Source organism: Hymenobacter polaris (genome assembly GCF_012927305.1).
Taxonomy (GTDB): Bacteria; Bacteroidota; Bacteroidia; order Cytophagales; family Hymenobacteraceae; genus Hymenobacter; species Hymenobacter polaris.
Genome location: NZ_JABBGH010000003.1, coordinates 1,049,751 through 1,074,596 on the forward strand (window position 1 = coordinate 1,049,751; position 24,846 = coordinate 1,074,596).

18 protein-coding genes are annotated in these 24,846 nt (G+C 61.4%); 7 read left to right on the forward strand and 11 right to left on the reverse strand.

Features of this window, described 5'->3' with window-relative positions; genetic code table 11:
• The first annotated feature begins 38 nt into the window (after window positions 1-38).
• The 3 genes from HHL22_RS21095 (at window position 39) to HHL22_RS21105 (ending at window position 2,957) form a co-directional block, all read left to right on the forward strand.
• Complete coding sequence (locus HHL22_RS21095; RefSeq protein ID WP_169533357.1) at window positions 39-383, forward strand: hypothetical protein; 345 nt, start codon at window positions 39-41, stop codon at window positions 381-383.
• A 316-nt stretch (window positions 384-699) separates the two neighbouring features.
• Window positions 700-2,097 carry an undecaprenyl-phosphate glucose phosphotransferase gene (locus HHL22_RS21100; RefSeq protein ID WP_169533358.1) on the forward strand — a complete coding sequence of 466 codons (1,398 nt, stop codon included), beginning with the start codon at window positions 700-702 and terminating at the stop codon, window positions 2,095-2,097.
• A 101-nt stretch (window positions 2,098-2,198) separates the two neighbouring features.
• Complete coding sequence (locus HHL22_RS21105; protein WP_169533359.1) at window positions 2,199-2,957, forward strand: WecB/TagA/CpsF family glycosyltransferase; 759 nt, start codon at window positions 2,199-2,201, stop codon at window positions 2,955-2,957.
• 67 nt (window positions 2,958-3,024) lie between these two features.
• Here HHL22_RS21105 and HHL22_RS24420 read toward each other — a convergent pair whose 3' ends face one another.
• Window positions 3,025-6,159: an Ig-like domain-containing protein gene (locus HHL22_RS24420; protein WP_169533360.1), complete on the reverse strand. Its 3,135-nt coding sequence runs from the start codon at window positions 6,157-6,159 to the stop codon at window positions 3,025-3,027.
• Window positions 6,160-6,770: 611 nt separating this feature from the next.
• On the opposite strand from HHL22_RS24420, the gene HHL22_RS21115 reads away from it, so the two are divergent.
• From HHL22_RS21115 to HHL22_RS21125, 3 genes are all read left to right on the forward strand, one after another.
• Entirely contained in the window at window positions 6,771-7,655 is an 885-nt protein-coding gene (locus HHL22_RS21115; RefSeq protein ID WP_169533361.1) for a polysaccharide deacetylase family protein, read from the forward strand.
• Window positions 7,656-7,805: 150 nt separating this feature from the next.
• Window positions 7,806-8,654, forward strand: a complete 849-nt coding sequence (locus HHL22_RS21120; RefSeq protein ID WP_169533362.1) for an aldo/keto reductase — start codon at window positions 7,806-7,808, stop codon at window positions 8,652-8,654.
• Window positions 8,651-10,312 (forward strand): GMC oxidoreductase, encoded by a 1,662-nt coding sequence (locus HHL22_RS21125; RefSeq protein ID WP_169533363.1) that lies wholly within the window; start codon window positions 8,651-8,653, stop codon window positions 10,310-10,312. The genes HHL22_RS21120 and HHL22_RS21125 overlap by 4 nt, the downstream gene beginning before the upstream one ends.
• Here HHL22_RS21125 and HHL22_RS21130 read toward each other — a convergent pair.
• From HHL22_RS21130 to HHL22_RS21175, 10 genes are all read right to left on the reverse strand, one after another.
• The gene (locus tag HHL22_RS21130) at window positions 10,309-11,550 is read right to left on the reverse strand and encodes a hypothetical protein (RefSeq protein WP_169533364.1); all 1,242 of its coding nucleotides are present in this window, start codon (window positions 11,548-11,550) and stop codon (window positions 10,309-10,311) included. The two genes, HHL22_RS21125 and HHL22_RS21130, sit on opposite strands and share 4 nt — an antisense overlap.
• Window positions 11,551-12,393 (reverse strand): glycosyltransferase family 2 protein, encoded by an 843-nt coding sequence (locus HHL22_RS21135; protein WP_169533365.1) that lies wholly within the window; start codon window positions 12,391-12,393, stop codon window positions 11,551-11,553.
• A gap of 99 nt (window positions 12,394-12,492) precedes the next feature.
• Window positions 12,493-13,764, reverse strand: a complete 1,272-nt coding sequence (locus HHL22_RS21140; RefSeq protein ID WP_169533366.1) for a glycosyltransferase family 4 protein — start codon at window positions 13,762-13,764, stop codon at window positions 12,493-12,495.
• 12 nt (window positions 13,765-13,776) lie between these two features.
• Window positions 13,777-14,829, reverse strand: a complete 1,053-nt coding sequence (locus tag HHL22_RS21145; protein ID WP_195809341.1) for a nucleotide-diphospho-sugar transferase — start codon at window positions 14,827-14,829, stop codon at window positions 13,777-13,779.
• Between the two features lie 85 nt (window positions 14,830-14,914).
• Window positions 14,915-16,126 carry a glycosyltransferase family 4 protein gene (locus HHL22_RS21150; RefSeq protein ID WP_169533367.1) on the reverse strand — a complete coding sequence of 404 codons (1,212 nt, stop codon included), beginning with the start codon at window positions 16,124-16,126 and terminating at the stop codon, window positions 14,915-14,917.
• A gap of 45 nt (window positions 16,127-16,171) precedes the next feature.
• A complete protein-coding gene (locus HHL22_RS21155; RefSeq protein WP_169533368.1) occupies window positions 16,172-17,485 on the reverse strand; it encodes an O-antigen ligase family protein in 1,314 nt (437 codons plus the stop codon).
• A gap of 34 nt (window positions 17,486-17,519) precedes the next feature.
• Window positions 17,520-18,752, reverse strand: coding sequence for a glycosyltransferase family 4 protein (locus HHL22_RS21160; protein WP_169533369.1), 1,233 nt, complete (start codon window positions 18,750-18,752; stop codon window positions 17,520-17,522).
• Between the two features lie 87 nt (window positions 18,753-18,839).
• Entirely contained in the window at window positions 18,840-20,462 is a 1,623-nt protein-coding gene (locus HHL22_RS21165) for a lipopolysaccharide biosynthesis protein (protein WP_169533370.1), read from the reverse strand.
• A gap of 105 nt (window positions 20,463-20,567) precedes the next feature.
• Window positions 20,568-22,958, reverse strand: a complete 2,391-nt coding sequence (locus HHL22_RS21170; RefSeq protein ID WP_169533371.1) for a polysaccharide biosynthesis tyrosine autokinase — start codon at window positions 22,956-22,958, stop codon at window positions 20,568-20,570.
• Window positions 22,959-23,006: 48 nt separating this feature from the next.
• Window positions 23,007-23,789, reverse strand: coding sequence for a polysaccharide biosynthesis/export family protein (locus tag HHL22_RS21175; protein ID WP_169533372.1), 783 nt, complete (start codon window positions 23,787-23,789; stop codon window positions 23,007-23,009).
• 386 nt (window positions 23,790-24,175) lie between these two features.
• Here HHL22_RS21175 and HHL22_RS21180 point away from each other — a divergent pair, with 386 nt between their 5' ends.
• Window positions 24,176-24,709, forward strand: coding sequence for a hypothetical protein (locus HHL22_RS21180; protein ID WP_169533373.1), 534 nt, complete (start codon window positions 24,176-24,178; stop codon window positions 24,707-24,709).
• Window positions 24,710-24,846 lie beyond the last annotated feature (137 nt).

The following is a 24,846-nucleotide window of genomic DNA, read 5'->3' on the forward strand; positions in this document are numbered from 1 at the left end:
GCCAGCCGGCCGCCACCAGCGATAAAATAGCCGCTGACGTGCCTACAAGCCAACTTGCGGCCTTGCGCGGCACCTGGCTGCTGCTGCCCGAAGCCAGCCGCGCCGACACCCTCGTTTACCGCCGCAACACGTACCGCTTTCGCTACCTGCCGGGTGGGCGGCCGGGCTTTTGGCTGGGGCCCGCCGGTCGTTTTACGCGCTACGACCTGGCGCCGGGCGGGGGCCTGCAGGCGCAGGAAGGCACTTGGGTGGAAGCCAGTCCCGGCCGTTTGCGCATTCATTTGCCCGCGGCCGAGCCAGCCGAGCCCGACTATACCCTAGAGCTGCTAAGCTATCGGCAAGGCGTATTGAAGCTGTATGCTCGGCAGTATGGGGCTAACTAAATTTGGTGAATTTAAATAGCATTACTGCTTGATGTTTAGATTTTTAAATAAGTAAGCTGGCATTTGCTGGCACCACTTTTGCCTTACAGAATACAATAATTACTGAGGTAATTTATAAGCTCAACTTTTGAAATAGAATTATTCTTATAGTATAAGCCTAATTCCCAGCTTATAATTATAATAATCAAATTATTTCTAAATTTAACACCAAGGAATGAATCTGTGCCGTATTAGCCTCGCGTATCTTTAAGCATGAAAACAACATTCGGCTACGCCTCCCCCATCCTTGAATGGATTAGCCGATAACCAAACTACTATGGTACTCTATAAGCGTAGAATCTACTTCAACCAGCTCATCCTACTTATGGTAGATGTGCTGCTCATCTTCGGAGCTTTTCGCCTGGTGCGCTACTACCAGCGGAGTGACTGGCAATTTGACAGCGAGGACGCCATGTATTTCGCCGTCTTCGCGCTGCTTTGGTGGATTGTCGCCGGTCAGTTTGCGAGCACTGCCGCCGCCGACCGCCTGAGCACCTACGCTGAAAAAGCGTGGGCCCTAATGCGCACCCTTGTGCTGCACTCCATTGTGCTGACGGCGGGTACCGAGCTGCTGCGCGTGCGGCCTTTGCCGTTACGCTACGTGGCCTTACTGTACGTGGTAGCAGGGGTAAGCATTATTGTCGCCCGGTTGGGCATTGCCTTTATCCGGCGCACGTTCCGCTACCGCTGGGCCCGGCCCCAAAGCCAGTACGTGGTGCTGGGGGCTGGCCGCAGCGGGGTAGACCTGTACCGCTTCTTGGAAGTGCACGACTCGGTGGGCAATAACTGCCTGGGTTTTTTCAGCGATGAGCCCGTGCCAGCCGAAGTAAGCCACCTGTACCTAGGCCGCCTGGAGGAGTTGAAAGCCTACTGCGAGCGGCAGCAGGTAGACGAGATATACTGCGCGCTGCCCCTCAACCAGGGCGAGTACATGCAGCAACTGGCCAGCTTTGCGGATGAAAACTTCATTGCCTTCCGCATTGTGCCTGACTTTGAAGGCACGCTGCACAAGCACGTCAATATCCACTACCACGCCCACGGCCCTATCCTCACGGTGCGGCGCCACCCGCTCACCTTCCGGCCCAACCAAATTTCCAAGCGGGTATTCGATTTGGTTTTCTCCGGTTTGGTTATCGTAGGAGTCTTTCCAGTGATAATGCCCATCCTGGCTTTAATTATCAAGCTGGATTCGCCCGGCCCCATATTCTTCAAGCAGATGCGGCCCGGTAAGCGCAACAAGCTGTTTCCGTGCTACAAGCTGCGCACTATGCGCACCGACACGGGCGGTACCGAGCTACAGGCCACGAAAGGCGATGCACGCATCACCCGCGTAGGCCGGTTCTTGCGCGCTTCTAGCCTCGACGAGCTGCCCCAGTTCTTTAACGTGTGGCTAGGGCACATGTCGGTGGTTGGCCCTCGGCCCAATATGGTCTCGCAACTGGAAGAATACTCCAAACAAATCCACGCCTACCCGCAGCGCCACGCCGTTACGCCCGGCATTACGGGCTACGCCCAGGTGAACGGCTACCGCGGCGAAACCCGCGCCAGCGGCGCTATGGAGAAGCGCGTGGAGTACGACCTGGAATACGTAGAGAACTGGTCGCTACTGCTCGATTTGCGCATCATCGCCAAAACCGTGAAGAACATGGTGATGGGCGAAAAGAACGCCTACTAAGTTAATCGCGTAAAACCCTTTTGCCCGCCATTGCTGCCTTAGGGTGGTAGTGGCGGGCATAGTTTTGTATTCACACCGCTAATCTTTCCAAACCTGGCTCTATGCTAGCGAAGCAGCAGGTACTTGACACCTTTATCACAACGGGCCCCTTCGAGGAGTTTGTAGATACAATTCTACAGTTGGGCGCCGCCCGCCGCTCGGCCTACGTATGCTGCGCCAACGTGCACATGCTGGTCGAGGCGCACCGCGACCCAAGCTTTCGGCACATCCTAGCGGACGCCGACCTGGTGACGCCCGACGGGGGGCCGGTGGCCAGCGTTGCTGGCTGGCGCGCTGGCTACGCCCAAGGACGCGTGGCCGGCATGGACCTCGTGCCCGCCCTGATGGCCGAAGCCGCCCGCCGCGGCCAGTCGGTTTATTTCTACGGCACCACCGAGGCGGTATTGCAAGCTATTGTGGCGCGGGCGCAGCGCGAGCTGCCCACTCTGCGCATTGCCGGCACCTGCGCCCCGCCCTTCCGCCCTCTTACGCCAGCCGAAGAAGCAGCCCACACGGCCGCCATTGCCGCCGCCGACCCCGACCTGCTCTTTGTAGCCCTAGGGTGCCCGCGCCAAGAAAAGTGGATGGCGGCCCACCGCGGGCAGGTGCGGGCATGCATGCTGGGCGTAGGGCAGGCCTTTTTGGTATACGCTGGCTTAGAGCAACGCCTGCCGGTGTGGGCCCGGCGCCTGTGGCTGGAATGGGCCTACCGGCTGTGGCTGGAGCCTCGCCGCCTGTGGCGGCGCTATCTGGTCACCAACACCCGGTTTTTGTATTTGCTGGCCCAGCAAACGCTGCGCCCGCGCAAAGCCCTTGGCTAAGGCCGGCCACTAACGCAAAAAAAGCCCTGGCCTAGGCCAGGGCTTTTGGTTTGATTAGGCACACACCCTAGTGAACTACTGCCAGGTTCAGGACCTGCACGGGCTGGCTGCTGCTAACCACCCGCAGCGTGTAGGTGCCGCTGGGCAGGCTGCTGGTATCGAGCGTGAACTCATTGCTGCCGGCTACGGCCGTGCGCTGAAACTGCGCCAACTGAGTGCCCTGGTAGTCAATGACCGTGATGGTGACGTTATCATTCTGGGCAAAAGTGCCCGTAACGGAAGTCTGACTGTTCGCCGGGTTCGGATACAGCCCTAGGCCACTGGCGGCCGGGTCGCTGCTGCTCATCAGCAGGTTGTCGGCTGGCGAGCCGGCATCCTGACGCGTCAGCTCTACGTCGTCAAAATACAGCCACTGCCCACCGGGCCCGTTGGAGTAAAAGCCAACCTCGCACTGCCCGTTGCTAACGGTGATACCCAGCACGCTTACCTGCACCCAATCAGCCGAGCTGGCAATATCAGCGGCGAGCGTCGGGCCTCCGTAGTTGCTGGCCCGCAGCTGCGCCTTGTAGCGAATATCTCCTTTCACCCAGGCCTTGAGGTTATAGGTACCGTTAGGCAGTTTTTTAACTCCCTGATTGGTGTATATCTCGTAGGGCAGCAGCGAATAGTGCGTGCCGTGGTAGGTGCCCGTGTGCGCGCCGCCGTATGATTCGGTGTAGCTAACCCAGGGGCCATTTAGGCTACCCGTTTGCACCTTCCACTGGCGCGGGCTTAGCACGGCCGCTTGGTCGTCGTCGAAGCTCGCATTCAGCACCGTGTTGGCAGCAGTGGTGGGGGTGGGGGTGGCGGGCAAGGCCACCAGCTCCACGTCATCGAAGTAAATCCACTGATTTTTAGAGGCTTTCGAGTAGAAGCCAATCTCGGCCGTGCCACTGGTTACGTTGATGTTAGTAATCTCGATTTGCTGCCAATCGGAGATACTAGCGCCGATGGGCGTGCTGAGCTGGCCACCACCGTAGTTCTTGGCCAGCATAATGGCCGTTGCCTGGCCGCCGCTGCCCCGCACCCAGGCGCGCAGCCGGTAAGTGCCAGCGGGCACGTTGTTGATAACCTGGTAGGTATACACCTCGTAGCCCTCGGGGCGCCACTGCGTGCCGTGGAAGCTGCCGCTGTGCGAGCCGCCGTAGGCCTCGCTGTAGCTAGAGTGGTTGTCGGTGCCAGGGGCCAACGTCTTTTGCCAGCCAGTAGGGGCGTCCATCTCCTGGCCGTCGGCCTCAAAGCTGGGGTTCACCACCAGGTTGCCACCCACGGCTACCGGTGCTGGGGTAGGCGCCGGGGTGGGTGCCGAGGCGGTAACCGTAACGGTAATGGCACCCGAAGTGGTGCTGGCGCCGGCATCGTCGGTGGCTATGGCCGTGAGCGAGTAGGTGCCCGCCGCGGTGGGCGTCCAGTTCAGGACGTAGGGCGTGGCAGTGTCTTCGCCCAGCTTGGTAGTGCCGTTGAAGAATTCCACCTTGGCTACGCTGCCATCAGCATCAGCGGCGGTGGCAGTGAGGGCGGTGCCTTGGCCCAGCGTCAGGCTGGTGCTGGCTGCCGCCAGTGATACGGTGGGGGCCGTGTTCTGCGTGGCTACCAGCGTTACGTCGTCGAAGTAAATCCACTGGCTGGAAGTGGCTTTCGAGTAGAAGCCAATCTCGCACTGCCCGTTGCTAATCGCAATGTTGCCGAGGCTCACTTGCACCCAGCTGTTGCCAGGGGTAGCGCCGATGGCAGTGCTTAGCTGCGCGCCGCCGTAGTTTTTAGCTTGCATTTGGGCGATGGCCTGCCCGCCGCCGCTCCGCACCCAGGCCTGCAGGCGGTAGGTACCATTGGCAAGGCCCGTTACTACCTGGTAGGTATATACTTCGTAGGGCAGTACGCTGTAGTGGGTGCCGTGGTAGGTGCCGCTGTGAGTAGTGCCGTAAGTCTCAGTGTAGCTCGGGTTGCCGATACCGGCAATAATCGTTTTCTGCCAGCCCGTGGGTGAGGCAGTTTCCTTGTTATCCGCCTCAAAGCCTGGGTTGGCTATCGTGCCCGCCGTGGGGGTTGGCGTTGGCGTAGGAGCCGGCGTGTTGCCCGCATTCAGCGGCCCTAGGGTTACGTTGTTCTGCTGCACCTTGGCCAGCCAGCTAAGCCACTCCTGGTTTTCCGTGTCCAGGGTAATGGGGTTGGGCAGGTGAATGGTGGTGGCGGCGCAGGGGGCGCAGGCATCGGGAGCTAGGTCCTGGCGGTCGTCATAAGGGTCGTGGCCGCCCCAGCGCACGTAGCCGATGGTATTGTTCTCCACCCGCTGGTTGAAAAATACGCTTGCCAACTGCTGGTAATAGTTAAATACCCCAATGCCCGTGAAGCCAGCGTAGAAGCGCTGGCCATTAGGCAGCAAGCCGCTGCTCACGAGTCGGTTGTCGTGGTAGTAGATGTCGTGGCCAGCGGCAATGTTCATGGCCGCGTTGCCCACGCCCACAAACTGGTTGTGGTCGGCTTCGAGGTAGGCCGAGGCCGTGGCAGCCGTGTTGGCATCGCCGTCGGTAGTCAGGCCCGAGCCGGTGTAGCCCGCCGCAGTAGCGGGCACGGGGTAGCCACCACGCACGAAGTTGTCGTGCACGTGCAGGGGGCTGCCGGCCGTGCCGCTCGAATTGTAGAAGTTGATATTATCCTCAACACGGCTCTTATCCGGGGTGTTGAGCACCTGGTTGAAGGCAATATCCACGTCCGCCAGGCCCAACACTGTATTAAGCTGCAAGAAGCTGGCGCGCGTAAAGCCCTCGCCGCCGCTGCTAGTGCCATTGCGCCAGCGCCCGTCAATGTTGGTAGCCACGTTGTAGCGCACCGTCAGGGTGCCTCCTGTACCCGTATTCTGCCAGCGGTTCACAACAATGCCCGTCGTGCCGGTGAGCGTGTTATGCTCCACTACCAAGTTCCGCGACTGATAGGTATCGAGGAAATGGCCGGGCGGGGTGTTGTCGGTCGAGGGCGTGAGTGCCACCCCCGTGCAGTTGCGCACCGTAAGGTTGGCCCCCGAGCCCGACTGAATCAGGTGGCCAGCCCCCGAAAGGTTGCAGCCGTCGAGGATAACCGGCTGGTTGGTATTCACCAGGATGCACGGCACATCAGACGACAAGCTTTGGTAATTACCCGTATAAGTGCCGCCTTTTGTAATCACAAGCGGAGCCGAGTAAGTTATTGCCTGAGCCTGCGCAAAAGCCGGTACCAAGCAAGCAGCCACGGGCAGCAGCTGTCGAGGTGTAAGCGAGGTGCGAACCCGTAGCAACCAACCTAAAATAGAAATGTTTCCTATCATAAATCGAATGTGAAGCTTTGCGTGTTGATTAAAAATATTACAATCTATAAAGTATGCCTTAGCAAATATAAGGACTAGAGTTATTTCATAAGTCGTTGAATCAGTAAGGGGTATGAAAATAAATTGTGAAGTTATTATGTACTATAAAAACCAGATATACTGATAAAAGCCAAATTGCTCGATTATAATAAGCTGTACTTTAACGCGCCAGGCAACTAACAATCAGTGAGTAGCTGCCTAGGCGGCCTCGCTTGTTTGAAATGGCAAAACCTAGCCTCACGCCCGACAAATGCCAGAGCTTGCTCAAAACGAGAATTTAACTTATTCAGAAAGGTTTAAACTTAATCTTGGTATTATCCTGCTTAAATTACACGATGGGTTTTTCATTAAAGAAGGTATTTAATCACTTCAGCGAGCAGGTATCGCTAGCCAGTTTGGCGGTGATACCAGAGCGCCCGGCGCTTTTGGTTTTTATGTTTCACGTCCTATTTGAGGATGAGGCCGCCATGCTTCGCCACGAGGTAGACCCTCAGCAACGCATTACCGTCGAGCTGTTTGCGCAGTTCGTGGCCGATTTTCTGGCCCACGGTTACGTTTTTGTGACGCCCGCCGACGTGCTGCGCGGCCTGGACCCCGCCGGCCGGTACGCGCTCATCACCTTCGACGATGGCTACTACAACAACCGCCTGGCGCTGCCTGTGCTGCGGCGCTACGGGGTGCCGGCCACCTTCTTCATCTCGTCCGACCACGTGCTGAGCGGGCACGCCTTTTGGTGGGATGTGGTGTACCGCGGGCGACGGGCGCAGCCCCTGGCGCCCGCCGCGCAGGCCGCCGAATATGCGCTGCTGCAACGCTTGCACCACCTCGATATTGCCGAGTACCTGCGGGCGCAGTTCGGGCCGGCCGCCCTGCTGCCGGTGGGCGACTTGGACCGGCCTTTCACGCCTGCCGAGCTGGCCGCCTTTGCTGCCGAGCCGGAGGTGGTGCTGGGCAACCATACGGCGCATCACGCCGTGCTTACCCACTACGCCTCCGCCGACGCCAACCAAGAGCTAGCTGCCTGCCAGCACTACCTAGCCCACCTCACCGGTGAAATACCCTGCGCCGTAGCCTACCCCAATGGCAACGTATCGGCGGTGGTGCGGGCGGCCGCGGCTACGGCTGGGCTAGAGCTAGGCACCACCGTAGCGGCCGGTAAAAACTATCTGCCCTTTGCGCAGCACGGAGTAGATATGCTGCTGCTTAATCGCTTTCTGCTCTGGGGCAACCGCGACGTAGCGCGCCAATGCGCGCTCTTCCGCACTGATTTTCAGCCCAAGCGCTGGCTGCAGCTCCACCGCCGCCGGTTGGCCGCCTAGGCCCGCCCGCCACGGCTAGGCCTAACCCCCTACCCAAGCGTTACGTTAGGTTACCTTTAGGGCCGCTTAGCCACGTAAACCCTATGGCACAAGTAGCGAGCCAGCAGCTAGCAACGTATGCTTTCTTTACAAGATTTGTCACGAGTGGGAATGGGTACAAGCCACTCGGCTTCCTTAGGAAACCGGCTGTCGGCCACAGCGTTCACCCAGATGCTGCAAGCGGCCGCCACCCAAGGCGTAAACCTGCTGGATACTTCTGATTTTTACGGCTCGGGCGATGCGGAGCGGCTCATTAGCAAGTGCTTAAAGGCCACCGGGCTGTCATTTTTTGTGGTTACCAAAGCGGGTCTGCCTAGGGTGCACGCGCCTGGCTGGCTCTCGCCCCTCAACCAGCTAGCCAAAAAGGTGAAGCAGCGCGCTGGCGCCCGGCCCAACTATTCGGCGGCTTACCTCGTGGATAGCGTACAGAAAAGCAACCGGCGCCTGGGGGTGGAAGCCGCCGATGCGCTGCTGCTGCACGAGCCCACCTGGGACGATGTAGCCAACTCTGACTGCTGGGAAGGGCTAGCGCAAATTAAGCAGCGCGGCTTGGCTCGCTACACCGGTGTGTCAGCCAATGACTACCGGGTGGTAGAAGCCGGTTTGGCCAGCGGCCAGGTACAGTTGGTGCAGTCGCAAGCTGCCTGGGGCGCTACTAGTCCTGCTGCCGCCCTCTGCCGTAGCCACGGCATTCCGTTCATTGGCAACCAGGTGTTGCGCGATTATCGCGCTCTTACCCCCAAATTTGCGCAGCAGGCCGCTGCTATTCATCAGCTGCCGGGGCTGGCGGGGCTCTCGCTGGCGCAACTGCTGATTGGAGGCGTGCTGGCCCAACACCAAGCCGACATAGTACTATTTGGCACTGGTAGCTCTAGCCACCTTACCCATAATATCGACGCGCTACGCTACGTGCCCAGCTTGTCCGCGGCTCAGCCGATGCTCACCCAACTGCTTGCATGATTATTACCGATAATTTCGCTCAGCTCGACAAAGTCTTGACGGCCGATATCTGCCTCATTGGCAGCGGACCGGCCGCCATCTCTTTGGCGCTGAGCCTGAATAATACGGGCTTGCGCGTGCTGATGCTAACCGGCGGCGGCTGGACGGAAAGCGTGGCCAGCCAAGACCTTTACCGTGGCAGCGCGTGGCCGGCTGGCTCGCACGAGCCGCTAGAGGAAAACCGCCGCCGCCAGTTTGGGGGCACCTCGGCGGCCTGGGGCGGGCGTTGCATTCCGTTCGAGCCACTCGATTTTAAGCGCCGCGACTGGGTGCCCAACAGTGGCTGGCCCTTCACCTACGATGAGTTGCTGCCGTATTATCAGCACGCTGCCGAGCTGTGCCAGATTGGTGATTTTGAGTTTGATGCCCGTCGAGCTTTCGCGGGCAACCCAACCGAGATTGTGGCCGGACTCGACTCGGCCGAGCTAGTGTCGTACCCGCTCGAGCGCTGGAGCCCACCTGTGCACTTTGGCAAGGAATACCGCGCCACTCTCGAGGCCAGCCCCAACATTCAGGTGCTATTCGATGCCCACGCTATTGCCCTGCATACAACTCCCGGAGCCGACGAGGTTAGCCAAGTGGACGTGGACGTGCGGGGCTTTCGGCTGCAGGTGCGGGCCGGCCGGTTTGTGCTGGCCACGGGCGGCATCGAAAATGCCCGACTGCTGCTGGCTTCAACCAGCGAGCGCTTCCCAACGGGCCTAGGCAACCAGCACGACAACGTAGGGCGCTACTACATGGTACACCTCAGCGGCACCTACACCGATGTGAAACTGCACGATAAAAGTCAGCTCTGGGGCGGCTTCGAGCGCGATGCCAATGGCGTGTACTGCCGCCGGCGCTGGTGGTTTTCCGAGCCGGCACAAGCCGCGCATAAGCTGTTCAATACCATCTTTTTTCTTTACCACGCCAACACTGATAACGGCCACCGCGATGTGCTATTTTCGACGCGCTTCGTGGCCAAGGCAGTGCTGTCCATTGTGGGCCAGCGGTCGATAAGCCAGATGATTCGGCAGGCTAAGCAGGTGCTGCCCGACGCCCGCGAGCACTTCCTAAACATTCTGAAAAATGGCCTGCTGGAAATTCCCGACTTGGTACGCCTAGGCTTCCAGCGCGCCGCCAAGCGCCGTCTGCCGTTCCTGCTGCCCTCGCGGCGCAATGCCTACTGGGGCTTGTATTTCCAGGCCGAGCAAGCGCCCAACCGTGAAAGCCGCGTTGGCCTGTCGCCTACCGAGAAAGACGCTTTTGGTATGCCTCGCGCCGAAGTGCGTCTCGCTTTCATCGAGGCCGACGTCGATTCAGTAGTCGAAGCCCACCGCTTGTTCGTAGCGCAGTTCCGGGCCAATAATCTGGGCGAAATCACCTACGACGAGGCCGAACTACGCCGGTACCTGGGTCGGCGGGTAGCCGCCTACAACTCGACGGCGCATCACATTGGCACCACCCGCATGGCCACCGACCCTAGGGTGGGCGTAGTAGATGCCGATGCTAAAGTGCACGGCGTAAGTAATTTATACGTGGCAGGTTCGTCTATCTTCCCCACCGGGGGCCACGCCAACCCTACGCTCACCATTGTGGCCCACGCCCTGCGCTTGGCCGAGCACCTCAAGCAGGCCTAGGGCCGGGCTGGGTGGCCAGGCCGGGCTACGGGCCCCAGCACCACCCGGTGCTGGCGCACTTTGGCCAGCCAACCGAGCCACTCCTGATTTTCGGTGGCTAGGGTAATGGGGCTGGGCAGGTGGATGGTGGCAGCGCAGGGGGCGCAGGCGTCGGGAGCCAGGTCCTGGCGGTTGTCGTAGGGCTCGTGGCCGCCCCAGCGCACGTAGCCGATGATGTTGTTTGCTACCCGGTGGTTGAAAAATAAAGCAGGCTTTTGCTTGTAGTAGTTGGCGACCCCTAGGCCCGCGAAGCCGGCGAAAAACGGCTGACCATTGGGCAGCAAGCCGCTGCTCACGAGGCGGTTGTCGTGGTAGTAGATGTCATGGCCGGCGGCGATGTTCATAGCCGCGTTGCCGATGCCCACAAACTGGTTGTGGTCGGCTTCGAGGTAGGCCGTAGTGGTTTCGGACGTAGTGGCGTCACCATCGGTCGTCAGGCCCGAGCCGGTGAAGCTGTCTTTGGCGGTGGCCGGAATGGGGTAGCCGCCGCGCACAAAATTGTCGTGTACGTGCAAGGGGCTGGCGGCCGTGCCGCTCGAATTGTAGAAGTTGATATTGTCCTCGACGCGGCTTTCACCGGGTAGGTTAAGCACCTGGTTGAAAGCGATATCTACGCCTGCCAGGTGCTGCACCGTGTTGAGCTGCAAGAAGCTGGCGCGCGTAAAGCCCTCGCCGCCGCTGCTAGTGCCGTTGCGCCAGCGCCCGTCAATGTTGGTGGCCACGTTGTAGCGCACCGTCAGGGTGGGGCCTGGGGCGCCGGGCGTGGCTGGGCTTTCAGCGGGCGTCCAGCGGTTGACTACAATGCCGCTGGTTTGGGCAAACTGGTTGTGCTCGATGGTGAGGCGCTGGGCCTTGTAGGCATCCAGGAAGCGGCCGGGCGCCTGCTTGTCGCGGGTGGGCGGCAGGCCCTGGCCGCGGCAGTTGCGCACGGTCAGGTCGGCGCCTTCGCCAGCCTCAATCAGGTTGCCGGGGCCGCGCAGCTGGCAGCCGTCCAGCACTACCGGCTCGCGCGTGGCCACCCGAATGCAAGCCACCCCCGATTCGGTGCTGGCGTAGGTGCCCGAGTAGGTGCCGCCGTGGGTGATAACTAGCTTGGCCTCGCCGGTGGCGTGGTGGCTGGCGCAGGCCAGCAGCCCAGGGCTGCTGCCCAGGCTCAGTAGCCAGCAGCTGCCGGCCAGGAAGCGGAAAAAGGCCGGCATCTAGTGCAGAAAATACCCCACCAGGCGGCGCGCGTAGCCGTTGAGCAGGAAGTAGGGCAGGTAGGGTCTAGGGCAGTTTTTGAGCGCAAAGTGCGTGAAATTGACCATGTTGCCGCCTCCCCGAATGCCAAACAGGTGTTGGAAGTAGCCCTTCAGGCTGCGCTTTTTGCGCGTCAGGGTCTGGCCGCTTTCCTCAGGGTAGGTGCTCAGGTGCGCGGCGTAGTTGCAATACACCGGGAAGCCGGCTCGGCGGGCCACGCTGGTATAATCGAAGTCGGCCAGGTAGTGGGGCAAGCGCTTCTCATCAAATAGCCCAATCTTATCGATGACGGCCTTGGGAATGAGCAGCCCGCGCCCCGGCAGGTACGTGACCGGGTGCAGCCCCGCACGGCGCTGGTCAGCCGGCACTTCGTGCAGCAAGTCGTAGCGGGTATTGGTGCGGAAATCGAGGCGCTCACCCCCGTAAATAGCCTCGCCGGTGTTGGCGTCAAACTCCAGCGCGCCCAGCACGGCGGTGGGGTGCTCGGCGGCGGCAGCCAGCATTTGGGCCACAAAGTCGGGCGCCGTCACCACATCGTTGTTAAGCGTCATGATTTGCGTGGCCCCTAGGGCCAGCGCCCGCTCGATGCCCCGGTTCACGCCGGCCGTCCAAAACAGGTTGCCGCTGCCGGTTACCACCTCTACCTCGGGGTAGTCGCGGGCCAGGGCAGCGGCCGTTTCATCGGTCGAGCCATCGTCTACGACTACCGTGCGAAACGCCTGGGTAGTTTGCGCCCGCAGCGACTCGAGGCAGGCGCGGGTGTACTGCCAGCGGTTGAAGACGGGGATAATAATGTATAACATAAGGGGTTATAAGATGTAAAGCAACAGTTGCGAGTTAAGAAATGAACGGTAGCAATTGGAAGAAGACTCCCACGTCTGCCGTTCTTTGCTTGCGCACTGTTAACTCCGCACCCACTCGGGGGCTAGGCTAGCCAGCGTAGGCCTGATGGCTGCCGCCCGCCGGTAAAGGTCGGCCAGCAAAAAGCCCACGTTGAATTTGCTGGCGTAAGCGAAACCTGCGCGGCCCATGTGCTCCAATTCAGCGGGGTGGTCGTAGAGGTATTCTACGGCCCGCGCCAGGGCCGCCGTGGTAGCCTCGGCCGACTGCACGGGGACTTTGATGCCCGCGTCGTCGGGGATAAAATCGGTAGCTCCGTGGTGGTCCAGCGTCAGAATGGGCAAGCCCATAGCCATCGATTCCAGGTACTGGTTGGCGTAGGTATCGCGCAGGCTGCAAAGCATAAACAAGTCGTGGCTGAGGTAGGCGGCGCGGGTGGCCTCGTAGGGCACGCTGCCGTGCCAGGTTACGCGGTCGGTGAGGCCAGCGGCGGCTATCCAGCCCGGCACTAGTGGCCCCACCGGGCCATCGCCCATAATGTCGAGGTGAAAAGGTATTCGTTTATCTACCTTCCCTAGGGCATCCAGCACCAGCGCCAGCCCTTTGCGTGGGTATAGCCGGGCCAGCCACAGGATGCGCAACGGGCGGCCAGCCAGCGCCGGGCGAGGCGGGTAAGCGGCCGGCCGGTACTCAGCGGGCAGCGCTACGCTCATCACCAGCTCGACGTGGCGCGCACCCAAGCGGCGCGCTAGGTTGGCGGTGTCGCGGTTAGCCGCAAATACTAGGGCCGCGTGCCGCAGCGACTGGCGTACGTTAGGGTCGAAGGTGGTGAGCAAGCTGCTGATAGCATTACGCACGGTTTCAGTTTTAAACCAATCGGGCAGGTAGCAGCGCAAGGAGGCTGGGGCAGTCATGCCGCCGCCTAGGGGGCCTAGCAATAGCGGCTTGCCCAGGCGCCACAGCCACGAAGCCATCTGCAAGCTGTTGTAGGTGACGTGGTGCACCACATCAAAATTGACTTGCGCATCAAGTCGCTGGGCTACGCGCCAGGCCTGGTACTGCCATACCACGTAGTGCAGGTACACGCCCGGCTGCCAGCGGTAGGCGTAGTTAACGGCCCTAGGCACATCGACATATATCGGGTGGATGCGGGCCGCGATGGGGTTGGCGGCACGCTCGGCCAATACCTGAGTAATATTAGCGCGGCCGCGTGGGGTGGTCAGGCACCACACCTCGTGGCCTAGGGCGGCGGCCTGCCACAGCCAGTTGAAGCCCGACCCCTCTTCACTGCCGCGGGAAGGGTCGCAGGCGTAGGCCGATAGCAGAAGTCTCATAAATGCAAAAAGCTAGTTGGGCTGCGCAGCAGCCTGGGGCTGGCGCGACTTAGGGTTCTGGGGGCTTTGCAGGCCAGCCGCCACGGGCTTCTGGCCGGCCAGCACGCGCCGCACAATGGCCTTCACACGGCTCAGTAAAAACTCGTTGAAGCGGCGGCTGTCGCGGCGGCGGTCCTGCACCACGCGCGCCGGGTGGCGCAGCGGAAAGGCGAGGTTGCCGGCCGGCACGGCGCCCTGGTTGTCGCCGCTGTCGTGGGTGTGGGTCGAGTCGTGGCCGAAGCCAATGTTGCCCACCAGGTTCACGGCGGGCACAATATAAAGCCCCTGGTGCCGGGCAATGGTGTACTCCCACTGGTAGTCCCACACGTCGGGCGGCTGAGGTAGGGCCAGCACGCCGGCCATCTTGCCCAGGCGGTAGCGCCTTTCGAGGGGACCGGTAAAGGTGTCGTTTAGCTCGCCAGCAGCCACCACACGCTTAAAATCGGTGAGATGGTAGTCGTAGAGCTGCCAGGCCCGGCGCCAGGTGGCCCAGCCCCAGCTGTTGCGCTGCGTCGAGAAGTGGTACGAGGGCTCGCCGGGGCCTAGGGGGCGCTGCGCCTCCGAGCCAAAGTTGTTGCCCCCGATGTGCATCACGCGCGCATCGTGGCGGTAGCGGGCCAGCAGCTCGGCGCAAAACCGGTAGAAGCTGGGCGAGGGCACGCAGTCGTCTTCTAAAATGATGCCCTCGGTTTCGTGCGCAAAAAACCAGTTCATGGCCGTGACCGGCCCTAGGCCACAGTTCAGGTTGTTTTCCTGAAACAGCGTAAATACCTCGCAAGGCCAGTCTACTTCCTCCACCACGGCGCGGGTTTGGGCGCAGCGCACGGCATCGGTGGGATGGCCGGGGCGGGGGCCGTCGGCGGCCACGTACAGGCGCGTAGGCCGGGCCTGCCGAATGGTTTCGAATACGCGCCGCGTGGTATCGGGGCGGCTAAAAATGAGCAGCAGCACCGGCGTGGTGAGGGCACCGGGCGCCGGGGCCGCCCCGGCAGGGCGCGTTGGCGAAGGGGCAGCAGTTGTTAGCATAGCATTGGCTTACAGAAGAACGGGACTCTAGCAACTAAGATAGTAGTGCAAGCCAGGGTTTCCAGCTTCCTTACGAATAGTGGAGCTATTCGGCTACCAGCACTGGCGCGGCCGCAGCCGCGCGCTGGCCGGTGGGCGCCGCCTGAACGGCGCGGTAGGCCGCCAGCGTGCGCTGAAGAATGGTGTCGGGATTGTGGCGCTCTAGCGCCAGTGCCCGGCCCTGCTCGGCAATACGCTGGTGCAGGGCCGGGTCGCGGTGCAGGCGGATGGTTTGCCGGGCTAGCGTGCTGGGGTCCAGGGTGCACAGCAGGCCGGTTTCGCCCTCGGTGATGAGCGAGCCCACGCCCCCCACGTCCGACGCCACCACCGGCAGGCCCATCAGCTGCGCCTCGCACACGCTGTTGGGGCTGTTGTCGATGTAGGACGGGTGTAGCAGGCAAAACGACTCGCGGTAGAGCTTGGCTAGGCCCACGCCGTCCTGGAACGGCCGGCATTCTACGTTGTCGGGGCCCACGTGGCGCAGCTGGTGCTTCTCGGCCACGGCCGTGATGTCGGCCGGCTGCAAGCGTCCCACTATCACCAGCTTCAGGTTGGTGTGCTGTGCAATCTCGTTGAAGCCAATAAGTAGCTCCTTGAAACCCTTAACTATTTGGTTGCCCCCCACAAACAGGGCCTGGGGCCGCGGCAATGGGGCCGGGGCCGGCTGCTCGGCGGCCGTGAAAAAGTCGGGCCGAATGGTTTCCCAGTTGTGGAAGATGGTGCAGCCGGGGCTTAGCTTGGCCGTGAGGGCTTTGTCCCAGGTAGTGCGGCAAATGAAGTTGTGAATGGTGGGCAGGTAGCGCTTTTCGTAGTAGCCGGCCAGCGTCCACAAGAATTTCAACATCGAAAACCGCTTAGGCACCACCCGCGCGTAGTCGGACACGATGCCCTGCACCGACAGAATTTTGGGCACGCGCAAGCCTGCCGTCATAGCGGGCAGCTGCAATTCGGAGCCGTGCAGGTGCAGCAGGTCGTACTGATGAGCGTGGGCCCGCAGGTACTTGCGCACGATGGCAATGCGCCACTGGTACAGCGTCAGGATGTCAGTGCGCACTTTGGGCGTCTTCAAGTAAATGAAGTGCATGCCGTCGCGGTCAAACTCATCCACTGGCTGGGCAATGCGGTGCGTCCAGTTGAGCACCGTCAGCTCGACGCCCGGCACCTGCTTCAGCAGATTGGCCAAGGTGCCTACCCACGGCACCGGGTGGGCCGCTGGCTCTAGCGGGTGCGGGTAGGGGGCAAGCCACAGTATTTTCATAGCAAACAGGGAAAGGAAGGCCTAGGGGTGAAAAAACGGCCAGGGCTAGGCCGGCGCGTAGGTGCGCGGCTGAACCAGCGGTTGCCGGGCAGGGGCCTCGTTGGCTGCCTCCGCATCTTCGGCGGCCACGTCGCTTAGGAGAGGCTCGGGCTCGGCAATGGCGGCCAACATCAACCCCAGCAAGGCAAAATGGTAGGTCGACCAGTCGTAAGAAGCCGAAAACACCAGCAAGGAAATGAAGTAGGCCATGAGCAGGGCCGTGTCGGTGCGCAGGGGCCCGCGCTGCAGCAGCCGCTGCGCCACCCGAATAACGGGCACCAGCAGCACCAGCAAAATGCCCAGAATGCCGAAGTAAAAGGCTCGGTCGAGGTAAAAGTTATGGAAGTGGTGGCCGGTGCGGTCGGCCCACATTGGCTGGTCGTTGCTAGGGTCGTAAAACTGCATGGGCACCTCAAAACCCTCGAGGCGCCAGCCGGCAATGGGCCGCTCATACACCAGCGGCAGGTACGACTCGAGCTGCTTGAGGCGCCAACTGCCGGTGCCCTGCTTGTCGGCGTTGGCCATGTCCTCCACGTTGGTTTGCATGCGGGTTATCACCTCGGGGTTGTTGAGCACGATGGCCCCCACGCCCAGCGAGCCCAGCCCGACCGGCAGGGCTATCAGCAGCAATATCTTATTGAAGGAAAACCGAACGCCACCCGCTCGGCGCAGCAGCAGCAAGTCGATGGGCACGGCAATGACAGTGGCAATCCACACCGAGCGGTGCTGCAAGAATAGGATGAATACCAGGCTCATGAAAAAGCCCAGCAGCAGTAGCAGGCTGCCCTTGGCCAGGTAGCGGTTGAGGCAATACAGCGCCACTGGCAAAAATAGGTAGGCCGACGACGAGGCAAAGCCCCGCTCATTTTCGGCGAAGGCCGAGAGGCTGAGCGAGTCGCGGTGAAAAACCAGTAGGTTGGCAATGAGCACCAGCACCAACACGCTCACTACCTGCCCGAGGGAAGGCAGCCCAAAGCGCCGGTAAAAGGTATAGGTGCCGAGCAATATAAGCAGCATAAAGAGCTTGCTGAATACGTGCGGATAGGCCAGCCACGAGCCCTGGTTGGCATACGACTCCAGCATCAGCCCCCCGATAACGGCCAGCACCACCCACAGCCAGCCGCGGATAAGTGGCTCCATGCTGCGCCCGTAGAGAAACAGAAACGCCGTGAAGCCCGCAAACAGCCCGTACGTGTAGAGCTTGATGCCATCGGGCTCCTGGTCAATCTGGGGCCCGTAAATAAATTCCCAAAAGGCCGCATTGGTGGCCAGCACCGCCAGCAGCGGCATAATAAGCAGAAAGTGCAGGCGAAATTTCATAGAAGATAAGGCAGCGGCGAACGAATAAAGCTAGCTACGCAGGATGCGCCGCGTGGGCCGGCCGCGGCGAGGTAGGCCGCGGGGCTTCGGGCGGGGCCAGGCCCCTGGCCTGCTGGTAAAAAGCCAGCGTGCCCCGCGCCATAGCAGCGGTGTCGAAGCGGGTGCGGGCGTAGGCATACTGGCGCTGCTGCAAGCTGCGCCGGGCCGCTGGGTCGGCCAACAGCTCGGCCACTTGCTGGGCTAGCGCTGCTGGCGGGGTGCTTTGCGGCAGCGAGGCTTCGGGGGTGCCAGCCAGTAGCTCGGGGCTGCCGCCAGCGGCCAGGGCTAGGGCGGGGCAGCCAGCCGCCATCGCTTCAATCACCACGTAGGGGCAGTTTTCGCGGGTGGCCGTATGCACGTACAAATCGGCCGCGTGCAGCAGGGGCGCCACCTGCGAATGATAGCCCAGTAGCACCACGTCGTGCTCGAGGCCATGCTCGGCAATGAGCGCGCGCAGCATGGGCTCGTCCTCGCCCTTGCCCACCAGCACCGTGAGGCAGCCGGGGTGCAGCTGCCGCAGTTCGCTGGCCATGCGCACCATATACTGCTGATTTTTGCGGGCCTCCAGCTGGCCAATATTCAGCACAATGGGCCGGCCGGGGTACAGGGCGCGCAAGTTGGGCCCGGCGGCCGGGGGCCTAGGCCCCTTTGGGGGGGCAAAGGCCGCCATATCCACGCCGTTGTGCACGATGGTGGTGCGGGTGGCGGGTGGCAGCAGGGTCCGGGTCATGCGCAGGGCGTATTCCGAAATACTTAGGAAAAACTGCGTGCGGCTGAGTAAGAAATTAAACCAGCGCAGTTCAAACCGGGCGGCCAGGCTTTTTTCGGGCAGGCGCAGCTGCTTGATTACTTCCTCGCCAGGATGGTCGTTATAGTGCCCCGTTACTACGACCGGCACCTGGTCGCGCAAGGCCAGGCGAGCGGCCCAGCCGCTACCCACATCCTGGGCATTCACCACGTCGTAAGCTTGGTGGCGGTCGATGGCAAAGTAAATCTTGGCTATTTCGCTAAGCTCGATGCCCAGGCGCTCGCCCAGGCGGCCCGGCAGCAGCCCTAGCGCGTGGCGTAGGGAGCCAATGATGCGACTGGGCACCGGCCGGGCGTCAGCCAGCGTCACTACCGTTACGGTGTGGCCTTCTGCCCGCAGCAAAGCCGCCAGGCGCTCGTAGTGCACCCGCACTCCGGAGGCTGCTCCTGGCACTTGCGTTGAAGTTAGCAGAATGTTCATAGCGATAAAAAAGCGAGCGGCCTGGCTACCCCAGGTGGAGCGCCCCTAGGGGCATACATGTTTGTACGTGAGTTGGCGCTGGATGCGCTAGCGGTGCGCTACCGGCTCGGGCTCAGCCACCAGCTCGGGAGGCAGCCCGCTGCTTTGCTCGGCAAAGGCGTCGAAGCTGCCAAATAAATTGGCGCTTGCCTCTAAAAAGCCAGCGTAGCGGGTGAGCGGGGCGCGCAACCCAGCGGGCAGCCCTAGGCCCTGGGCGCGCCCCACGGCCTGGCGCAGCAGCGGGTGCAGCTCGGCCGTGGGCCAGCGCAGCACCACTAGGCTCAGCACCAGCGCGCCGGTAGCCATCAGGGCCAGCAGCGTGAGCAGGGTGGGCAACTGCCAGGGGCGCAGCAGCGTGGCCACCGCCAGTAGCCCTAGGCCCACCGCCGCGGCATTGAGCAGCCCCGGCCGGTAAATGGCCAGCAGCCGCCAGTATGGAATAGCAATGTCGCGGTGCGTAATGCGCATGTAAAGGAAGGTGCGCACGACCTCACCCAAGCCGATGGCGGCCGCAATGCCGGTCAGGCCGTAGCCCTTCAGGCTCCAAAACAGCCCCGTGAGCAGGGCCATAAAGGTGAGGTTGAGCACGACTTTCTGGTGCAGGTTGGCGCGGGCATCAGCCACTACGCCCGCTAGCAAGGTGGTCATGCTGAGTGGAATGGCCACGCACAACACCCGCAGGATGGGTACTGAGGCTTGCCAGCGTGGCCCCAATAGCACGCCCACCAGCTCGGGCGCCGCCACGGCCACGCCTGCGCACAGCGGCAGCACCAGCGTGGCAATGAGGGTGCTGCCCGCCAGGTACAGCGCCCGCACCCGCGGCAGGTCTTCCTGAATTTTGCTGAACGCCGGAAAGGCTACCCGCGCCAAGCTATTGGTCAGGAAGTACATTGGCAGGTACAGCAGCATGTAGGCCCGGTTGTAGATGCCCAGCAGCGCCGAGCCCAGCAGCCGGCCAATCAGTAGCGTGTCGAGGTTGCCGTTGATAAACTCTAGAAAGCCAACTAGCGACGTGCGCCCGCCGTAGCTAAGCAGCCGGGCGTAGGGCGCCCAGTCGAAGATGAACCGTAGCGAGTGGCGCACTACCAGGTAGTTGAATAGGGCCGCAAAGAACTGTTGGGCCAGGCTAGCCACTACCAGGCTCCACACCCCGGCGCCCTGCCAAGCCAGCATCACGCCCACGCCGCCGTAGCCTAGCACGTAGGCCACCACCTCCACCTTGGCAATGGCATCGAAACGCATTTCGCGGCGCAGCAGGCTGGTAGCCGTAGCACCCAGGCCCACCAAAATGAATCCTAGGGCCTGCACCCGCACCAAAGGCAGCACCGCCTCGTTCTTCAAAAAGAAAACGGCCAGCGGTGCCCCCAGCCAGGCCAGGCCCGCCACGGCCAGCCCAAGGGCCAGCGAGGCCGTGAAGGTGGCCCGCACATCCGCAGTATCAATGCTTAGGCGCTGCACCAGGGCGTGCCCCAGGCCCATCTCGGCAAAGTAGCTGCCGAAGCGCAGCACCACCCCCGTCATGGCCACCAGCCCGAAGGCGGTAGGCGGCAGCAGCCGGGCCATAATAGCAGTGTAGCCAATCTGCATCAAGGCCGTGAGCACCGTGGCCGCTGTCGTCCACTGCATGCCGCGCACGGCGGTAGAGGTAAGATTTTGCGTGGTAACGGCCATCAGGTTCGAGCTAGGTGCAGCAGCGGCGAATGGTAAGTGCGTGAAAAAGTAACGATTAGATAATGAACCTTGTATCCCCTGTAAGACCCTAGGGCCCGCTGGTGGCTACACGCCGTACTTATAAGCGTTGGCCTTGTGGCGGTACTCGTAGGTATTGGCAAACTGCACGTCGTTGATGACCATGTAGAGCTGCTCCATCTTATGGTCGCGGTGCATCTCGTTTATCTGGCTCACCAGCGTGCGGTCGGTGTAGTTCTGGCGTACCACGTAAATCTTGGCGTCCAGGTGCTGAATCAGCACCAAGAACTCTGACACGTAGCCCAGCGGCGGAATATCCACCAGTACGTAGTCGTACTCCTCGCGCAGATGCGTCAGCAGCTCACCCAGCAGGGGGCTTTCGAGCAGGCGGGTGGGGTTTTGGGGCAGCGGGCCGCAGCATAGCACGTCGAGGCCGCCGATGCTGGTGGCGTGGCGGGCTTCCTCCAGGGTGCTATCGCCGGCCAGGTAGGTGCTCAGGCCGTGCGGCGCGCGGGTGTCGATGTTGAAGTAGCCGGCCAGGGTGGGGCGGCGCATGTCGCACTCCAGCACCATCACGCGCCGGCCGCTCTGGGTCAGCTCGGCCGCCAGATTCACCGTGCAGAAGCTCTTGCCCTCGCCGGGCACTGACGATGTGACGCCGATAACGCGCTTGTCGAGGCCCGCGGCCAGGTATTGCATGTTTACCCGTACCGCGCGGAAGGCCTCGGCGATGGGGCTGCGCGGGTCGTGCAGCATAGTTTGCTTGTCGGCCGTGCTGCCATGCGGAATCACCCCTAGGAGCGGAATCTTGGTGAGGCGCGCCAGGTCTTCCTTGCTTTGCACCCGGCGGTTCACTTTGTCCTGCATCAGCACCAGGCCCGCCGGCAGCAGCAGCCCGGCCAGCAGCGCCACCAGGCCCACCAGCAGCGGCTTGGGGGCGGCGGCCCCTAGGCCCTGCTGCTTGGCGGGGTCCACCACTTTCTTGTCGGTACTGTTGGTAGCCAGCGCAATAGCCGCTTCGTTGCGCTTCTCTACCAAGAAATTGTAGTTCTTGTCGTTGAAGGAGCTGGTGGTCGTCAGGTTGTTCAGCTGCCGGTCGTTTTCCGGCATCTGGCTGAGCTGCTCGCGCACGGCGCCCAGCTGCTGCTCGGTCGCGCTCAAGGCGTTCGACGACGAGTTGACCAATCCCGTCAGGGTTTGGATGAGCGATTCCTTGGTGGCGTTAATCTTCTCGTCTAGCACCACTACCAGCGGGTTTATCTCGCTGGCGCTCACAATGAGTGAAGCGCGCTGGTTGTTCAGGTCCGACAGCTGCTGAATGAGTCCCGTAGTGGCAGGGTCGTCAATGCCGGCGCTGCTGATGGCCGATAGCTGTCCCGCCCCGCGGTGCGTTTTCAAGTAGTTCAGCAAGCTTTGGTACTGGCGACGGCTACTGGCTAGCTGGGCGCGGCTGGCGCTCAACTGGCTCTGCTGCTGAATACCTATCCCCGACTGGGCGCCTACATCTACCACTCCGCGCGAAGTGCGGAACTGTGTTAGGTTGCGCGAAGAAGAGTTCTTGCTGGCGGCCAGCTTGTTAATCTCGTTGTCGAGGAAAGCGACCGTCTTGCTGCCCACTTGGTTTTTCTGGTTGAGGTCGTCCTGCACGTAGGTCGCCATCAGCGTATTCAGAAACTGCGTTTCCTTGGCCGGCACCGAGCCGCGGGTGCTCAGCTCCAAAATGCGCGACTCGTGGTCGGTAGGCTTCACCTTGAGGCTGTTCTGGTACTCGCCCACCAGGCTGGTCAAGTCGTTGAGCTTGAAGAAGAACTTGGCACCCTGGTCGCCGCCCAGCTGGTCGGGCTCGGGGCGCACTACCACCGTCAGCAGGTTGCTGCGCAGCGTATCGCCGGCCGCAATGGTTTTGTCGAAGCTCACGTCCTGCACCTCACGCACCAACTCACCGGTGGCCAGCTGGCGCAGTTCGCCGCGCTTGGCCTGGGCGTGCAGCCGAAACTTATTGCCGGGCAGCGGCTCCACGTAAATGGGCACCCCCGTCAGCTGGGGCCGGCCGGGCACAGCCGTTACCCAAAAGGGCATGTCGCCGGTGGCCCGCTCACGCACTTGCAGCGGCCGCACCCAGTTCAGCCACGAGCCGGGCTCCACGTAGTAGCTCACCGTGAAGGGCAGCTGCGCCAGGGTACGTCGCAGCATGTCAGACGACGTAAGCAGGCCTACCTCATCCTCTAACTTCAAGCCTTTGGGCTTACTATCAAGTAGTTGCAGTAGTTCCTGGGCCTGCTTCGAGCCCGTCGACTGGTCGCCGATAAGCAGCGTCGACTTGAAGTCGTACACTGGCGACTTTACTTGCAGGTATATCCAGCCTAGGGCCAGACTCGCCACCAATGCCACTGCGAAGACTCGCCAGCGCCGGCGGAAATTAAAAAAAATCTCGTGCAAGTCTACTTCTGCCGAGAAGGCATTTGAACGTGTTTCCATAGTATCAATAGGAAGAAAGAGCGCGGCAAGCCTTGGATGGAGGCCTGCTTATCGATAACGAATATAGCTCAACAGCAAAACGATTGCTGAGATACCGGCAAAAACTATTCCCAAATTATTGGCATTGCCCCGAGCCGCGCGTGCTTTCAGTGGTTCCACGTACAGGGCATCGTTGGGCTGCAGGTAATAATAAGGCGATTGCAGCAGATTGGGGTCGGTTAGATTCAGAATTACGACTTCCGAGCCCTTATCGGTTTGTCGAATCAGCTTTACATTTTCGCGGTTTCCAAATTCATTAAGGTCGCCCGCCAGGCCTAGGCCCTCTAGTATCGTGGCCTGGGTGTTGTAAATAAAGTAGCGGCCGGGCTGCCGCACTTCGCCTAGCACCGTCACCTTAAAGCTCAGCAGCTTCACCAGCACGTTGGCATCGCGCACGTAGGCGCTCACCTTCTGCTGCACCAGCGCTTGGGCCTGGTCGAGCGACAGCCCCACCACTTTTATTTTGCCCACGGTAGGCAGCGTAATGGAGCCCGTATCGTCGAGGGGGTAGCCCGTGAGGTAAAGCACGCTCGGGTCGCCGGTGGTGACGGTTTGCGGGCCCGGCACGTTGAAAATATCGCTCAGCACGGGCTGCACGCTCTGCACCCGAATGTTGAGCACGTCGCCGTTGTGCAGCAAGTAGAGGGGGCGGGCGTTGGTAACTTCCGTGGGCTTAGCCGTCGAAAAATTGCCGCCCTGCAAGTACGAAAGCTTGCGCTGCGACACGCAACTGCCTAGCCCAATCAACACTAAACTCAGCAGTAGTAAGGATGCGCGGAAACGTAAACTCATCGAAGAAAGCAAAAAAAGGTGATAAACAGAGCGCGTGGATGACGACCTTACGCTAAGCTAAGTTAGCCAGTAAGAGCGTTTTAGTCAGCAAATTGGCTGCCCGGCGTAGGCGGGTGGCCAAGCCAGCCGTAAAGCTTGCGCCGCAGGGGCCGACTGCCAACCAGATAAGTTGGGGCCTCCTACGGATGGGGTGGGGGCGAGGTTCGTCAAAATTACGGCCAAGGCGCCGTAGTATAACCTCGGCAGCACTAACCCCGGCTACCCGGCTCGCGTACAGCACAGGTCGGTGCCAAGGCTGCCGCAGCCCGCGCATCGCTAAGTGGGCTGGTCGCTAATAGTGAAATAATCAGTAAGTTGTCCTTTGTTTTCTGCCTTTTGGCTGCCTCATGAAAAATTTTCTCCCCCTAGGGCTGCTCGTGCTGGCCGCTGGCTGCAACCCGTCGGCGCCTACTACCTCGGCGCCTGCCGCACCAGTTGCCCCTGCCACCCCCGAGCAGAAAGCCGTTGTGAGCTACGTGCAAGCCCACACCGCAGCCTTTCCCGATTACCAGCCCCTAGGCTGGGGGAGGCCGGTGGTGTATACCAAGGCGCGCGAGGCCGCCATTAAAGGGGTGCTGGCCATGAAGGTATTTGACGATGCGCTGGTGCCTCGCAACCAGGCCCTGGCCAATTACAAAGGGGCCCTGGCCCGCCACGCCCCCCCCGCCGAAGTGGCCGTTGCCCTGGCGCGCTACGGCAAAGCCAATAAATACAACGATTCGCTGCTGGTAATTGCCAACCGCTACTCGGGCGTGCGGGACTCAACCCGGCTTGGTACCGAGCTGGCGCACGTGTACCGCATCAAGAACAAGACCGGCGCGCTGGTAACTGATAGCGCCACCTTCGTGGTGTACAAAGGCGGCAAGGTAGAACAGCTGTAGCCCCTAGGGCACAAGCCGGCCAACAGGCTGGGGCTGCCACTAGAAACAACGTATTTTTAATTGCATTCTACGCGGGTCGTTGCCGCGCCAGTGCCGCTTGGGCCTGCTGGCGGCGGCACCTGTTTTTGGGGCTTTTG